We start from the raw sequence: 14,074 nt of genomic DNA, 5'->3' as shown, positions 1-14,074 counted from the left end.
TTTATCTTTGGGGTATAGCCAAGCGGTAAGGCAAGGGACTTTGACTCCCTCATGCGTTGGTTCGAATCCAGCTACCCCAGTTCGAGTGAAACTAAGCGATCATGCTTAGTTTTTTTTATTGCAAGTACCTATTTCTTGAAGCATCAGCCATTTTAAGCTAAAGTTAAATAAAAGGAATGGAGGATGAGTGAGATGAAATGGAAAGAAAAAGTCGATGAAACAGCTGAGAAGCTTTATGACATGGTCAAATCCGACAAGTACAACATAGAATTGCATCTGCCGAAAAAAGCAGAGAAGATGGTACAAGTCAAAGGAAAACGTCCGACAAGCCATACTAAAAAATGGGCTGCTAAAAACCATTAAAATAACAAGAAAAGCCGGCTGGCATCCTAAAAAGATGTTTTTCGGCTTTTTTGTTATTTTTAACCGATTTGGAAACACAATGAGCAGAAACTACCTGAATTCGAATCGAATGGTTATTTCAGGTTGTTAATTAGGTATATACCAGTTATAATAAAGAAAACGAGCGGAAGGGTGAAAAGTATGACGAATCAATTACCAGTTTATATCCAAATCCATGACCAATTAAAGAATGAGATTGAGAAAGGTGTCTGGAAAATTGGTGATCGCCTTCCTTCTGAACGAGAGCTGGCAGCAAAATTCAATGTAAGCCGCATGACACTTAGACAAGCAATCAAAAATCTGGCAGATGAAGGAATCTTGGAAAGAAAGATTGGTTCCGGTACCTATGTTGCTAGCGAAAAAGTTCAAGAAAAGATGTCAGGGACAACTAGTTTCACTGAAATCATGAAATCGCAAAATCGCATCCCATCAAGTAAGACAGTCTCTTACTTTTTGACTTCTCCAAGTTCTAGCGAGATGGAAAAACTTTCGCTTGATAAAGATGAAACGATCTTGCGGATGGAACGTATCCGTTACGCCGATAATGTACCGATCTGTTTTGAGGTGGCAAGTATTCCGCAAAAATTGATCGAAGGATACAGCAAAGCTGAGATCACTGATTCTTTTTATCATACATTAGAACAAAAAGGCGGAAAAAAAATCGGCCATGCAAACCAAACGATTTCCGCCATGCTGGCTTCTGAGCAGATTGCTGAGTATCTTGAAATCAAAAGAGGCGAAGCAGTCTTGCGTTTGCGCCAAGTTTCTTATTTTGATGATGGTATACCATTTGAATATGTCCGCACACAATATGTCGGCAACCGATTTGAATTCTATTTAGAAAAATAAACCAATAAAAACGCCTGGAAAGTTTATCTTTCCAGGCGTTTTTTGTTTCTTATTTTGGTTTAGGCGTACCATACATTTTTGGTGTAACAGGTTTAAGTTTTGGTGCTTTACCTTCCACTTTAGGTTCATCTAGCCATTGATATTCGCCTTCACCGTCAAGTGCAGGACCGCTTGCCCATGAACCTGTTTTGCTTTCATCGCCTTCAGAGAAATTATAGAAGTCATAAGCGATATCTTTCCGCTCATTTTCACGAGGGAAGGTAGTTGGTACCAAGATGCCGCCTTCTGTTTCTTCTAATTCTTTGACAGCAGCAGCCCATAGATTTTGATGATAGCTGTCTCGTGCTAATAAAACGGATAAAAGATCTTTGACGCCGCGGTCATCGATCATTTCGTAAATACGAGCTACTTGTAATCTTCCTTGCGATTCTGCATTCAAGTTTGCGCGGAAATCTGCTAGCATGTTACCGCTGGCTACGATATATCCACCATTCCATGGATTACCGACACTGTCAGCAGGACGTGGACCTAAGCCAGCTACGATTGCTTGTTGAGGATTCATGCCCGCAATTACAGCAGCAATCGTTGGGTCTTGTTTCATTGCATTTTCTTGGTCTTCAACAGGTGCATCTTCTAATAGTCGAGCCACCATCGTTGCCAGCATTTCTACGTGACCGAGTTCTTCGGTTGCGATATCCATCAACATATCTTTATATTTTTCTTCTCCGCGGCAGCTCCAGCCTTGGAATAGATATTGCATCGCTACGCTCATTTCTCCGTATTGTCCACCGATCAATTCTTGCAAGTACTTTGCGATCAATGGATTTGGTCTTTCAGGTTTTGCCTCGAATTGCAGTTCTTTCTGATGTCTAAACATTAAAATACCTCCTGTTTTTTTATTGGTACAATTCCATTAATAATACAAATGCTGTTTTTTTTCAAAGAAAAGGCTTGCACTATTTTTACGTTGTCACTTCTTTAATTTCTTCTTCGCTGCAAAATTCTTCTAGAAATTGAGCGACGCCATTTTCATCATTGGTACCAGTGATCGTATCAGCGATTTCTTTGACGATTGGCTGTGCATTTTGCATCGCAATCGCTGTGCCGCTGTATTTAAGCATATCAATGTCGTTTTCTTGATCGCCAAATGCGACGATATCATTTTTTGATAAGCCTAAGTTTTTAGCTAAAAAGTGCAAAGATTCCGCTTTATTGATTCCTTTTGGAGAAATTTCCAAAAAGTGCGGATCGGAAAAGACTGAAATTATTTCTTTTTCAAGTAATCTTTTCTGTAAATTTTGCAATTTTGTTTCATTTTTGTCGGTCAAAACAATCTTCAAATAGTCTGAAGAGTAACGATCAAAATGTTTTTCAAATTCTTCGTAATCTTGTTCATTGATATTGAACTGTTTGTAGTAAGGATTGTTGGATGCAATGCCTGATTCGTCAAAAGAAAGCTGATCATCTTGACCATCTCTGCTGGCAATGATCGCTACTTTTTGTTCAGCCGCTAAACGAAACAATTCTTTGGTCGTTTCTGTCTCGATCCTTTCAGTTTTCAGGATTTCTTTGATTGCACCTTTGTCTGTGCGCGCGACACAAGCACCGTTGGAAGCAAGCAAGTAGCCTTCCAATTCCAGTTGAGAAAAAATTTCTCGGCCGCCGTCTAAATTTCTGCCCGTTGCAATCGTAACGATTCCGCCGTCCTGTTTAAAAGCTGTTAAAGCAGCTTTATTCTCCTCGGATATCTCGCCTTGGCTATTCAGCAAAGTGCCATCTAGATCAATCGCTGCTAATTTCATAAATAAACTCCCTTTCGTATAAAAGATTAATTTTAGATTAGAATATTTTTGCCTAAAATGGAAATAAAATGCTTTTTATCATTTAAGAAAATAAATAGATATTAATAAAATACAAACATATTAAGAAAAGTATTCACTTTCCTATACAAGTTCCTTTGTTAAAGGGCTTTCTAGAAATGAATAAATTAATATAAATAAAAAAACCAAGCATATTTTTTGCTAATTTCAAATTATCGTACTACGCTAGTAAATGTGAAACATTAAAAAAAGATAAGAAGGAGAGGATTTAAGATGAACAGCAAAAAGATCATCCCCGTCGTTACTGCTTCAGACGAAAATTACGCTCCTTACTTGAGCGTGATGATACGTTCAGTATTGGAAAAATGCGATCAATCAAAAGATGTTTACTTTTATGTGATTGATGACGGAATTACAGAGGCAAGCAAAGAAAAACTTAAAGAAACAGTTAAATCAAGTTCGGAAGATGCGAACATTTACTTTTTAACAACTGACAAAGAGGTATACGAAGATTTCTTAGTAAGCGACCATATCACGACAACTGCTTATCTTCGAATCTCATTACCAGAACTATTAGAAGAATATCATTATGAAAAAGTCCTTTATGTTGATTCAGATACTTTAGTGTTAAGTGATATCACTGAATTGTATGACGAAGATTTAGAAGGAAAAGTTATCGGCGCTGTGATCGATCCTGGTCAAGCAAAAGCCTTGGGACGTTTAGGTATAGACTCTGATGATTATTACTTCAATTCAGGCGTTATGCTTGTAGATTTGAAAAAGTGGCGTGAACAAAATATTACACAAAAAACGATCCAGTACTTGCGCACAAACGGAGATCGGATCATCTATCACGATCAAGACGCGCTAAATGCTGTCCTTTATGAAAATTGGAAATCTGTACATCCAAAATGGAACATGCAGTCATCCTTGATTTTCAATAAACACAAAGCACCGAATGAAACATATGAACGTTTGTATAAAGAAGGAAACGAAGCACCAGCTATCGTGCACTTTACCGGGCATGACAAACCATGGAATACGTTGGAATACCATCCATATAAAGAGATTTATCTAGAGGAGCTTTCCAAAAGTAAATTAATGAAAGTAGGGATCATCAATGAATAAAAAAGAAATCACAATCGTATCTAGCTGTAATGCTAGATTTACCCCGCATTTAGCAGCATTGTTTATCTCTGTATTAGACAATTGCAAAAAAACAGATGTCTTTTTCCACTTTTATGTTATCGACGACAATATCGATTATGACAGCAAACAAATGCTCCGTTTATCGGTATCGAATTATAGCTTGAATGCTGATGTGGATTTCCTGACAGTCGATAAAAAATTCTTTAAAAATGTCGTAGTCAGTGATCGTATTCCAGAAACAGCTTATTATCGCATCGCTATCCCAGAATTATTTGCTGGAACAGATGTTGATCGTCTGTTGTATCTAGATTGCGACATGATTGCATTAGACGATGTTTCAAAATTATGGGAATTAGAATTGGGTGAAAATATCTTAGCTGCTGTCGAAGATGCTGGATTCCACCAACGTTTAGAAAAAATGAATATTCCTGTAAAATCGACACGCTATTTCAATTCTGGCTTTATGTTGATCGATGTAGAAAAATGGCTAGAAGAAAACATAACAGAACGCGTTCTTGCGTTTATCGCAGACAATCCAGAGAAGTTGAGATTCCATGACCAAGATGCATTGAATGCAATCCTCCATGATCAATGGGCGATCTTGCATCCAAAATGGAATGCGCAAGGGTACATCATGTCGAAAGAAAAACATCACCCAACATTACGCGGGGAGCAGGAATATAAAGAAGCACGTGCAAATCCTTCGATCATCCATTTTTCAGGTCACGTGAAACCTTGGAGCCCAGCATTCAATGGACCAACGAAAAAATATTATACAAAATATGCTGATATGACAGCTTTCCAGTATTTGAACGAAGAACTTCAAATGATGTAAGCACAAGAAAAAGATAAAAGACACACTAAAGGGGGAATTTGGATGGAATTAACTTTAACAATGAATGCAGAAGAAAAATTAAAACAACGAATTTGCTGTGAAGACGGCTTGACATTGGCGCTGATTGATGGAAAAGACCCAGTTTTCAGCGGGAATCTTGCCTCAGCAAAAGGAAGCTATTTCCAAATCATTCCAGGCAAACCGAAATTTGACAGCTATCGAATCAAGATCGATCATTCGCTGTTCGATATTTACACTTCACAAAAAGAATGCCGATTCTTAGGAATGAATCCGCAATTAGAATATAACGATCTTTTGAATAGCTTTTTACTAAGAAATGAACTAACAGTATTGGATTACAATATCAAATTGAAAGAAACATTTTTTAGTTGATCTGTTCGTTCTATTAGGAAAAGTTATCCAAAAACTTTGTGCCAAATGTTTAAGGAGATACACGTGGATACAATCATACCAATTTAAAAGAGGCTGGATGTCGAATAATCCAGCCTCTTTTCAGCGTGCAAAAATAATGAAGTTCAAAAAGTAGAAAAAGTCACTGATTTATCCATTTTCTGCAGTAACCAACTGTTCATTGTAGAGACGTTCGCCCTCATCAAACTGGACTTGACCATTCAATAAATCGGTTAGTTCTTCTTTGACAACTGACAGCTCATTTTCATCTATTAGACAAACGACCGTTACATTGTCGGTGTACAGTGTTTCTTTCACGGTGTGATTTTTGAGTGTCAAAAAGTTTTCTACTTTTCCTAATTGCGGGTACGTGATTTGAATAAACAATTCTTGCTGCAAGGTACCTTCAACGATGCCGATTTCTTTTAAAGCTTGCGCGACCGATTGTGTATAGGCGCGAATCAGACCGCCCGTCCCTAGTTTAATCCCGCCAAAATAGCGTGTAACGACAGCGGAAACGTTGATCAGCTGATTTTGTTTCAATACTTCCAGCATAGGTATGCCTGCAGTTCCGCTTGGTTCACCGTCATCACTGCTGCGGAGGATCTCACTTTTTTCACCAATAATCATGGCGCTGCAATTGTGATTGGCTTTCCAATGTTCTTTCTTTTTTTCCTGAATAAATTGTTTTGCTTCTTCTTCTGTTGTAACGCGTCTCAGCGAACAAATGAAGCGGGATTTTTTTATTTCGATTTCGACTTCGCCATTTTCTTTGACTGTTCGATAACGTTCAAGCATTTCTTCACGCTCCTTTTTTTCAGTATAGGCAATTTAGCGTGAGGTTTCAACTTGCGGTTTCCGTTAAGTGTGGGATAATAAAAGTAAAGAAAAAGAGCAGAGGTCTGGTCATGAAAGATAAAAATAAAAAATACGATGTGATCACACATTATCTGAAAACAAATGGCGGTTCTCAAGTCACACTGACATTTACACAATTTGACGAACTGCTTTTTCCAAGAAGCGGATTGCCCAATACTGCAAGAAAAACGGCAGAGTGGTGGGCGAATGATTATAAACATTCTGAAAACGGCGCGTATGGTTGGTTAAATGCCGGCTATGAAGTGGTATTCATCAACTTAGAAAAAGAATATGTCGTCTTCAACAAATTAGTCAAATCCAGTTGGTTTATCAATAACTAAAGAACACCAAGAAAGCGTTGACAAACATTCAGATTGGACTATAATAAAAACAAGGAATGAAAGCGATTGCTTTTCTATTCCTCAGTTGGAAAAGGAGAGATTATTATGGCGAAAAAAACAATCATGCTTGTTTGTTCAGCAGGAATGAGCACTAGTTTATTAGTAACAAAAATGCAGAAAGCAGCAGAAGCTCAGGGCATCGACTCTGATATCTTCGCGGTCTCTGCTTCAGATGCGGACAACAACATTGCAAATAAAGATGTCGATGTTTTATTATTAGGACCACAAGTACGCTTTATGCGAGGCGATTTTGAAAAACGTCTTGAGCCGAAAGGAATCCCGCTTGATGTCATCAATATGGCAGATTACGGAATGATGAACGGAGAAAAAGTATTACAGCAAGCATTGACGCTGATCGGCGAATAAACCAAAAAATAATCGATGACTCAATCGATCAACTATAAGTTTTAACTACAATGAAGTATCCGCAAAACATTTTTTATGTTTTGCGGTTTTTTATTTTCTTTTGCGTATATGGATAATGAAAGGGGGAGGATGATGGAGGAACCGATTTTTGGGGGACGAAGAGTGTTGTCCCGAGAAGTAGAAAAGTATTCACTATCTATAGAAGAAAAAGCCGATGTGGTGATCAATGCACTGACTATCTTAAAAAAAGAAGTCATCTGCCAAAGGTGCAAAGTGGCGACGACGAAAGCAGCAGCTCGCTTGAATGAACAAGATTTTTATTGTCCGCACTGTCTTTTCTTGGGGCGCTGCGATACGACCCAGAAACTGATTTTGGTCAAACAGCCAGATTTGCCGCCGAGAAAAGTCGTTTTTGACTGGCAAGGGACATTGACAAAAGAACAAGCAGCGATTGCGCAGAAATTAAATGATCCTAAGCTGACACAAGACCATTTAATATGGGCCGTCACAGGAGCAGGGAAAACTGAGATGCTGTATCCGCTGCTTCTGGCTGCATTATCCAGTGGGGGCAGAGCCGCAGTGGTTTCTCCTAGAGTAGATGTTTGTATTGAGTTGCATCTTCGTTTTTCCAAAGTTTTCCCTGAAGAAAAAATCGGACTTTTTCACGGAAAAGAAAGTTGGGATGGCTCCTATCATCCATTTGTCGTATGCACGACGCATCAGCTGTATCGTTTCTATCAGGCTTTTGATGTTTTAGTCGTTGATGAAATTGATGCGTTTCCTTATGCAGGTGATAAAGGCTTAGCTTCGGCAGTTCAAACAGCACTGAAAAAGACAGGCAAATTCATTTATCTAAGTGCGACACCAGACGAAAAACTGCGCAAGCAGACAGAAGGTTTACTGGTCCATCAGCTGCCATTACGTTTTCATCGGCGGCCGCTTCCGGAACCCGAATTGTTTTTCTGGAATCATTGGCGAAGGAATTGCTTGAAGAAGCGCAAAGCAAAACGTTTTTTGCGTCTTTTGCTCGAGTTAAAGAAACAAAATGATCTTTTGCTTTTTTGCCCTACGATCTCATTGATGCTCCAATTGGAAAAGCAGTTGAAAAACTGGCTGCCGGAACTTACTATTGGTTCAGTTTCTTCCGAAGATGAGCAGCGAGCAGAAAAAGTAGCTGCGATGAGAGAAAAGGCCTACGATATCTTGCTGACAAGCACGATCCTTGAGCGGGGCGTTACGTTTGAACGATTATCTGTCGTCGTTTTAGGTGCGGATCATCAAGTGTTTACGAAAGCAGCTTTAGTCCAAATAGCTGGCAGAGCAGATCGAAAAGGCGGCTATACAAACAGCAGAGTCTGCTTTTTTTACCATGAAAAAACAGCAGCGATCCAAAAAGCAGTACAAGAAATCCAAGAGATGAACAAAAAAGGGGCGCTGCTTCGATGAATTGCTCCTTTTGCCGTTCCGCTATTATTCGAAACCTTGATATTTTAGAAGTGTTAGGAATCAAATCGATTACAGAAAACGAATTGTGCGCAGAATGCCGTCAGCTTTTTCAACGGCTTCCTGAAGAATCAGTCTGCAAAACTTGTCAAAAAATCCAGCTGTCATCTGAAATCTGTGAGGATTGCCGTTATTGGAAAGAACAATATCCTGATTATGATTTTTGTCATCGGGCTTTTTTTCAATATGATAAAACAATGCAAGAATGGGTATATCAATATAAGTTCATGGGGGACATTGCTTTAGCGACAACTTTTTCACGAGAATGGAAAACATTGTCCAGACGATTTCCTGGTTTTTTGATTTGTCCAATCCCTTTATCGTCTGAAAGACAAAAAACGAGAGGCTTCAATCAAGTCAGCCAGATGCTTTCTGCAGCCAATATTTCTTATCAGTTATTTTTAGAACGCTCTGTCAACGAAGCGCCGCAAGCCCAAAAAACGCGGAATGAACGCTTAAACATGAAACAGATCTTTCGATTTTGCGGTGAAAAAGAAAAAATAATCGGGCAGAAGATCCTGTTGGTCGACGATGTATATACGACAGGTCGAACATTATTTCATGCTGCTGAAGCTCTTTTGCCGCAAAAGCCCCAAATCATCCGAACGTTTTCTTTAGCACGATAAATACACAAGTTTGGTAGCGATTTAGTTTGCAAAAGGGAAAGAGTTCGATATAATAGAATTAAGAAGAGGGAAAGAGTGGTCCTTCTCCTTCTTGATAGTGGTAGACGAAAGGGGTAATTTTTATGTTTAGATATAATGTACGCGGAGAGAATATCGAAGTAACAGAAGCAATTCGCGATTACGTTGAAAAAAAAGTAGGCAAATTAGAACGCTACTTCAGTGATGCACCCGAAGCTACAGCTCACGTAAACCTAAAAGTATACACTGAAAAAACAGCAAAAGTAGAAGTAACGATCCCGTTACCATACCTTGTGTTGCGTGCAGAAGAAACTTCACCAGACTTATATGCAAGTATTGATCTGGTTGTTGATAAATTAGAACGCCAAATTCGTAAATTCAAAACAAAAATCAACCGTAAATCAAGAGAAACAGCTGTGAATACAGCAGATGCAGCGGTATTTTTCAATGAAGAAAACGAAGAAGAAAATGATTCAGCGTTGGACATCGTTCGCACAAAACGTCTATCATTAAAACCAATGGATAGCGAAGAAGCTGTTTTACAAATGAACATGCTTGGACACAACTTCTTCATCTTTGAAGATGCAGAAACAAATGGAACAAGCATCGTTTATCGTCGGAAAGACGGCAAATACGGCTTGATCGAAACAGACTGATTCGTTAAATAGCAAAAGAACAAGGACAGCGCTCGCCGCTGTCCTTTTTGTTTTATATAGGAAAGAATATTCAAGGTTTTTATAAAAACGTTCGTTATCGTTGGAAAACAAAACATTCCGTGGTATTGTCATAACGCCAGACCTCCCTTTGCCGAAACTCATAGTTTTTCTTAAACTATTGTTTCGAGTAATTATTATATTTCATTTATACAAAAGTAGTGATAAAATAGATGGGAGAGTCTACATAGCGAGTGAGATACATACGAAGAAAGGAAGATTAAATAACGCATGGCGAATTTTATACGTACAATCATCGAAAATGATAAAAAAGAAATCAAACGTTTAGACAGCATTGCCAAAAAAGTAGAAGCATACGCGGATACGATGGCTGCTTTGACAGATGAACAATTACAAGCAAAAACCGAGGAATTCAAAGGAAGATACAAAAAAGGCGAGACATTGGATCAATTGCTTCCAGAAGCATTTGCGGTCGTACGCGAAGCCGCAAAGCGCGTACTAGGTCTTTACCCATATCATGTACAGCTTATGGGTGGGATCGTTCTGCATGACGGAAATATCCCTGAAATGCGTACAGGTGAAGGGAAAACATTGACAGCGACGATGCCTGTTTATTTGAATGCGTTGACTGGCGAAGGGGTCCATGTAGTTACAGTCAATGAATATCTAGCAACACGTGATGCTTCTGAAATGGGCGAACTTTATAATTTCTTAGGATTAAGTGTTGGTTTGAATATCAACTCAAAATCTTCAGACGAAAAACGTGCTGCTTATAATTGTGATATTACTTATAGTACAAATAACGAATTAGGATTTGACTATTTAAGAGACAACATGGTCGTTTACCGCAATCAAATGGTACAGCGTCCTTTGAACTATGCAATCGTCGATGAAGTAGACTCGATTTTGATCGATGAGGCAAGAACACCATTGATCATTTCTGGACAAGCAGAAAAATCAACTGCTTTATATACAAGAACAGATAACTTTGTCAAACGCTTGAAAGAAGACGAAGACTACAAAATCGATATCCAATCAAAAACGATTGGCTTAACAGAAGCAGGGATCGAAAAAGCAGAAGAAACATTTGGGCTTGAGAACCTGTACGATATCGAAAATACAGCGTTGACGCACCATATGGACCAAGCGCTTCGTGCCAACTACATCATGCTGCGCGACATCGATTACGTTGTACAAGAAGGAAAAGTATTGATCGTTGACCAATTTACTGGTCGTATCATGGATGGCCGCCGTTATTCAGATGGTTTGCACCAAGCAATCGAAGCAAAAGAAGGCGTTGAGATCGAAGACGAAACAAAAACGATGGCAACGATCACTTTCCAGAACTATTTCCGTATGTACAAAAAATTATCAGGTATGACAGGGACAGCGAAAACAGAGGAAGAAGAATTCCGCGAAATCTACAATATCCAAGTTTTCCAAATCCCTACAAACAAACCTGTGATTCGTGATGACCGTGCAGACTTGCTTTATCCAACATTGGAAAGCAAATTCAAAGCAGTTGTCCAAGATATCAAAGACCGCTACCGTAAAGGACAGCCTGTCTTGGTTGGTACAGTTGCTGTTGAGACATCTGAATTATTATCAGATATGCTGAACCAAGAAAAAGTACCGCATGAAGTCTTGAATGCGAAAAATCACTTTAAAGAAGCAGAAATCATCATGAATGCTGGACAAAAAGGCGCAGTAACGATTGCGACCAACATGGCCGGACGTGGTACAGATATCAAGTTGGGACTTGGTGTCAGAGAGCTAGGCGGACTAGCAGTTATCGGTACAGAACGACATGAATCACGTCGTATCGACAATCAGCTGCGTGGACGTGCCGGACGTCAAGGGGACCCAGGTATGTCTCAATTTTACCTATCTCTAGAGGATGATTTGATGAAACGTTTTGGTTCAGAACGAATCAAAGCTTTCTTGGACCGCTTGAAGATCGGCGAAGAAGATGCAGTTATCCAAAGTAAAATGCTTAGCCGTCAAGTTGAATCTGCCCAAAAACGTGTGGAAGGAAACAACTATGATACACGTAAAAACGTCTTGCAATATGACGATGTGATGCGTGAACAGCGTGAAGTAATCTACAGCCAGCGTCAAGATGTGATCATGGAAGAAAACAGCTTGTCACAACAATTGATGAATATGGTCAAACGTACGATCAGCCGCGTAGTCGATGCGCATACACAATTAGAAAAAAGCAATTGGAACTTAGAAGGTATCGTTGATTTTGCCGGCAATACATTAGTCCATGAAGATACGATTTCTCTCGCAGATATCGAAGGAAAATCGCCGCAAGAAATCAAAGATTATTTGAATGAAAGAGCGCAAGAAGTCTTTAATACAAAAGCAAGCCACTTGAATGGTCCAGAACAGCTATTGGAATTTGAAAAAGTTGTTATCTTGCGTGTTGTTGACTCAAAATGGACCGATCATATCGATGCAATGGATCAGCTGCGTCAATCAATCGGACTTCGTGCTTACGGACAAAACAATCCATTAGTCGAATATCAAACAGAAGGCTACAAAATGTTTGAAGACATGGTCGGTGCAATTGAATATGAAGTAACACGTCTATTCATGAAAGCAGAGATCCGTCAAAACATCCAACGCGAACAAGTAGCAGCTGGTGAGACAAATCATCCAGCAGAACAAACAGCACAAAGCCAAAGCAATACAAGTGCGAAAAAACAACCCGTTCGTGTAGAAAAAGTGGGACGAAATGATCCATGTCCTTGCGGAAGCGGGAAAAAATATAAAAATTGTCATGGAAAAAATGAATTCTAATTCCTGACAAAACACAGAAGAAAATTTCTTCAAGTGTTCTGATTCCAGTAGATCCATGAACTAGAAACAGCTTCTTGTGTTTCCTAGATCATGGATTTTACTGTTTCAGGCAGAAATCAAACATTTCAAAATAATCAACAAACTAACTGCTGAAAGAAGGAAACAAAATGGAAATCGCAGAAATACGTAATCTATTGCAAGAAATGGAAGAAAAAATCACAAGTTTCAGGAGGTCTCTTTGACTTAGATCAACTAGAAGAAGACATCGCAGAAGCGGAACACAAAATGGCTGAACCAGGTTTCTGGGATAACAGCGAAGAAGCACAAAAACTCATCAATGAAAACAACGCGAATAAAGAAACCTACGATCAGTTCCATCAATTATCAGAAGAATGGGAAGAACTAGGGTTGATGGCAGAAATGCTGCAAGAAGAACCGGATGCCGACATGCAGCAAGAGCTGGAAAATCGTTTGAAGACATTAGATGAACGTTTGAGATCCTACGAATTATCTATGCTTTTAGATGGACCGTATGACCGTAACAATGCAATCGTTGAACTTCATCCCGGTGCTGGCGGAACAGAGTCTCAAGACTGGGGCAGTATGCTTTTACGTATGTATACACGTTGGGCAGAACAGCATGGATATCAGGTAGAAACACTTGATTACCAAGCCGGAGACGAAGCTGGGATCAAGAGTGTGACGCTTTTGATCAAAGGACATAACGCATTTGGTTATTTGAAATCAGAAAAGGGCGTACATCGTTTGGTCCGGATCTCACCTTTTGATTCTGCGAAAAGAAGACATACTTCTTTTTGTTCCGTGGATGTCATGCCAGAATTAAATGAAGAAATCGATATTGCCATCAATCCAGACGACTTGAAGATCGATACGTATCGAGCAAGCGGGGCTGGCGGTCAGCATATCAATAAAACAGAATCTGCCGTTCGTATCACTCACTTGCCAACTGGAACGGTCGTAGCCAGTCAAGCGCAACGTTCACAGTTGAAAAATAGAGAGCAAGCAATGGGCATGCTGAAAGCAAAATTGTATCAATTAGAAGTAGAGAAAAAAGAACAAGAAGCAGCCGCATTACGTGGGGAACAGCTGGAGATCGGCTGGGGCTCACAAATCCGTTCGTATGTTTTCCATCCGTATTCAATGGTCAAAGATCACCGGACAAACCATGAAACGGGAAATGTCCAAGCAGTAATGGATGGCGATTTGGATGAATTTATTGATGCATACTTAAAAATGAACCTTCAATAAAAGGATTTGGCTCAGAAAATGTACAATTGAAATGAAACTGTAAAACTTTGAAAGCACTTTGAAATGTTCTCATGCTATAATTATCTGA

General features: G+C 39.3%; 15 protein-coding genes and 1 tRNA gene. 13 read left to right on the top strand and 3 right to left on the bottom strand.

The annotated features are described in order from the left end of the window. Positions 1-8 precede the first annotated feature (8 nt). The 3 genes from IGI64_RS08715 to IGI64_RS08705 all read left to right on the top strand — a co-directional run bounded on the left by IGI64_RS08715 (position 9) and on the right by IGI64_RS08705 (position 1,251). Positions 9-80 (top strand) — tRNA-Gln (locus IGI64_RS08715). A 112-nt stretch (positions 81-192) separates the two neighbouring features. Beyond that, positions 193-363, top strand: a complete 171-nt coding sequence (locus IGI64_RS08710; protein WP_195742387.1) for a hypothetical protein — start codon at positions 193-195, stop codon at positions 361-363. 180 nt (positions 364-543) lie between these two features. Then, positions 544-1,251 (top strand): GntR family transcriptional regulator, encoded by a 708-nt coding sequence (locus tag IGI64_RS08705; protein ID WP_016623462.1) that lies wholly within the window; start codon positions 544-546, stop codon positions 1,249-1,251. Positions 1,252-1,300: 49 nt separating this feature from the next. On the opposite strand, the gene IGI64_RS08700 is transcribed toward IGI64_RS08705, so the two are convergent. Together IGI64_RS08700 and IGI64_RS08695 are read right to left on the bottom strand one after the other, a co-directional pair. Continuing rightward, entirely contained in the window at positions 1,301-2,128 is an 828-nt protein-coding gene (locus IGI64_RS08700; RefSeq protein WP_016623463.1) for a manganese catalase family protein, read from the bottom strand. 85 nt (positions 2,129-2,213) lie between these two features. Beyond that, on the bottom strand, positions 2,214-3,053 hold the full coding sequence (locus IGI64_RS08695) for a Cof-type HAD-IIB family hydrolase (protein ID WP_429940207.1): 840 nt from the start codon (positions 3,051-3,053) through the stop codon (positions 2,214-2,216). Between the two features lie 291 nt (positions 3,054-3,344). Here IGI64_RS08695 and IGI64_RS08690 point away from each other — a divergent pair, with 291 nt between their 5' ends. Genes IGI64_RS08690 through IGI64_RS08680 form a run of 3 tightly spaced genes read left to right on the top strand, consistent with a single transcriptional unit; the run spans position 3,345 to position 5,448 of the window. Further along, positions 3,345-4,199, top strand: a complete 855-nt coding sequence (locus IGI64_RS08690; RefSeq protein WP_016623465.1) for a glycosyltransferase family 8 protein — start codon at positions 3,345-3,347, stop codon at positions 4,197-4,199. After that, positions 4,192-5,055, top strand: coding sequence for a glycosyltransferase family 8 protein (locus tag IGI64_RS08685; protein WP_429940206.1), 864 nt, complete (start codon positions 4,192-4,194; stop codon positions 5,053-5,055). Before IGI64_RS08690 ends, IGI64_RS08685 begins: the two co-directional genes overlap by 8 nt. Before the next feature lie 42 nt (positions 5,056-5,097). After that, positions 5,098-5,448 (top strand): iron-sulfur cluster biosynthesis family protein, encoded by a 351-nt coding sequence (locus IGI64_RS08680; protein WP_429940205.1) that lies wholly within the window; start codon positions 5,098-5,100, stop codon positions 5,446-5,448. 168 nt (positions 5,449-5,616) lie between these two features. Here the strand turns inward: IGI64_RS08680 and IGI64_RS08675 are convergent, their stop codons facing one another. Beyond that, on the bottom strand, positions 5,617-6,264 hold the full coding sequence (locus tag IGI64_RS08675) for a YigZ family protein (protein WP_429940204.1): 648 nt from the start codon (positions 6,262-6,264) through the stop codon (positions 5,617-5,619). 110 nt (positions 6,265-6,374) lie between these two features. Between IGI64_RS08675 and IGI64_RS08670 the strand changes: the two genes are divergently transcribed. The 7 genes from IGI64_RS08670 to prfB all read left to right on the top strand — a co-directional run bounded on the left by IGI64_RS08670 (position 6,375) and on the right by prfB (position 13,986). Next, positions 6,375-6,665 carry a DUF7662 domain-containing protein gene (locus IGI64_RS08670; protein ID WP_034861480.1) on the top strand — a complete coding sequence of 97 codons (291 nt, stop codon included), beginning with the start codon at positions 6,375-6,377 and terminating at the stop codon, positions 6,663-6,665. Between the two features lie 105 nt (positions 6,666-6,770). Continuing rightward, a complete protein-coding gene (locus IGI64_RS08665; protein WP_016623470.1) occupies positions 6,771-7,091 on the top strand; it encodes a PTS sugar transporter subunit IIB in 321 nt (106 codons plus the stop codon). Positions 7,092-7,223: 132 nt separating this feature from the next. Next, positions 7,224-8,537, top strand: a complete 1,314-nt coding sequence (locus IGI64_RS08660) for a DEAD/DEAH box helicase (RefSeq protein ID WP_429940203.1) — start codon at positions 7,224-7,226, stop codon at positions 8,535-8,537. Beyond that, positions 8,534-9,220, top strand: coding sequence for a ComF family protein (locus IGI64_RS08655; protein WP_429940202.1), 687 nt, complete (start codon positions 8,534-8,536; stop codon positions 9,218-9,220). The genes IGI64_RS08660 and IGI64_RS08655 overlap by 4 nt, the downstream gene beginning before the upstream one ends. Before the next feature lie 122 nt (positions 9,221-9,342). After that, positions 9,343-9,894: a ribosome hibernation-promoting factor, HPF/YfiA family gene (gene hpf, locus IGI64_RS08650; RefSeq protein ID WP_016623473.1), complete on the top strand. Its 552-nt coding sequence runs from the start codon at positions 9,343-9,345 to the stop codon at positions 9,892-9,894. A 288-nt stretch (positions 9,895-10,182) separates the two neighbouring features. Continuing rightward, positions 10,183-12,717, top strand: coding sequence for a preprotein translocase subunit SecA (gene secA, locus IGI64_RS08645; protein WP_429940201.1), 2,535 nt, complete (start codon positions 10,183-10,185; stop codon positions 12,715-12,717). Between the two features lie 167 nt (positions 12,718-12,884). Then, positions 12,885-13,986 (top strand): peptide chain release factor 2 gene (gene prfB / locus IGI64_RS08640; protein WP_429940200.1). Its coding sequence is split into 2 segments (ribosomal slippage): positions 12,885-12,956 and positions 12,958-13,986, totalling 1,101 coding nucleotides; the frame shifts between segments, so codons are not numbered across the junction. Positions 13,987-14,074 lie beyond the last annotated feature (88 nt).

The organism is Enterococcus sp. DIV0210g, assembly GCF_050559705.1.
GTDB lineage: Bacteria > Bacillota > Bacilli > Lactobacillales > Enterococcaceae > Enterococcus_B > Enterococcus_B faecalis_A.
The sequence above is the reverse complement of the archived record's forward strand: the minus strand, read 5'-3'. Positions and strand labels throughout refer to the sequence as shown.

What these genes read in the sequence shown, in the direction of transcription:
- hpf (WP_016623473.1), top strand. Translation starts at nt 9,343, where the DNA reads ATGTTTAGATATAATGTACGCGGAGAGAATATCGAAGTAACAGAAGCA.
- IGI64_RS08660 (WP_429940203.1), top strand. Translation starts at nt 7,224, where the DNA reads ATGGAGGAACCGATTTTTGGGGGACGAAGAGTGTTGTCCCGAGAAGTA.
- IGI64_RS08655 (WP_429940202.1), top strand. Translation starts at nt 8,534, where the DNA reads ATGAATTGCTCCTTTTGCCGTTCCGCTATTATTCGAAACCTTGATATT.
- IGI64_RS08675 (WP_429940204.1), bottom strand. Translation starts at nt 6,264, where the DNA reads ATGCTTGAACGTTATCGAACAGTCAAAGAAAATGGCGAAGTCGAAATC.
- IGI64_RS08685 (WP_429940206.1), top strand. Translation starts at nt 4,192, where the DNA reads ATGAATAAAAAAGAAATCACAATCGTATCTAGCTGTAATGCTAGATTT.
- IGI64_RS08680 (WP_429940205.1), top strand. Translation starts at nt 5,098, where the DNA reads ATGGAATTAACTTTAACAATGAATGCAGAAGAAAAATTAAAACAACGA.
- IGI64_RS08665 (WP_016623470.1), top strand. Translation starts at nt 6,771, where the DNA reads ATGGCGAAAAAAACAATCATGCTTGTTTGTTCAGCAGGAATGAGCACT.
- IGI64_RS08670 (WP_034861480.1), top strand. Translation starts at nt 6,375, where the DNA reads ATGAAAGATAAAAATAAAAAATACGATGTGATCACACATTATCTGAAA.
- IGI64_RS08710 (WP_195742387.1), top strand. Translation starts at nt 193, where the DNA reads ATGAAATGGAAAGAAAAAGTCGATGAAACAGCTGAGAAGCTTTATGAC.
- secA (WP_429940201.1), top strand. Translation starts at nt 10,183, where the DNA reads ATGGCGAATTTTATACGTACAATCATCGAAAATGATAAAAAAGAAATC.
- IGI64_RS08705 (WP_016623462.1), top strand. Translation starts at nt 544, where the DNA reads ATGACGAATCAATTACCAGTTTATATCCAAATCCATGACCAATTAAAG.
- IGI64_RS08690 (WP_016623465.1), top strand. Translation starts at nt 3,345, where the DNA reads ATGAACAGCAAAAAGATCATCCCCGTCGTTACTGCTTCAGACGAAAAT.
- IGI64_RS08700 (WP_016623463.1), bottom strand. Translation starts at nt 2,128, where the DNA reads ATGTTTAGACATCAGAAAGAACTGCAATTCGAGGCAAAACCTGAAAGA.
- IGI64_RS08695 (WP_429940207.1), bottom strand. Translation starts at nt 3,053, where the DNA reads ATGAAATTAGCAGCGATTGATCTAGATGGCACTTTGCTGAATAGCCAA.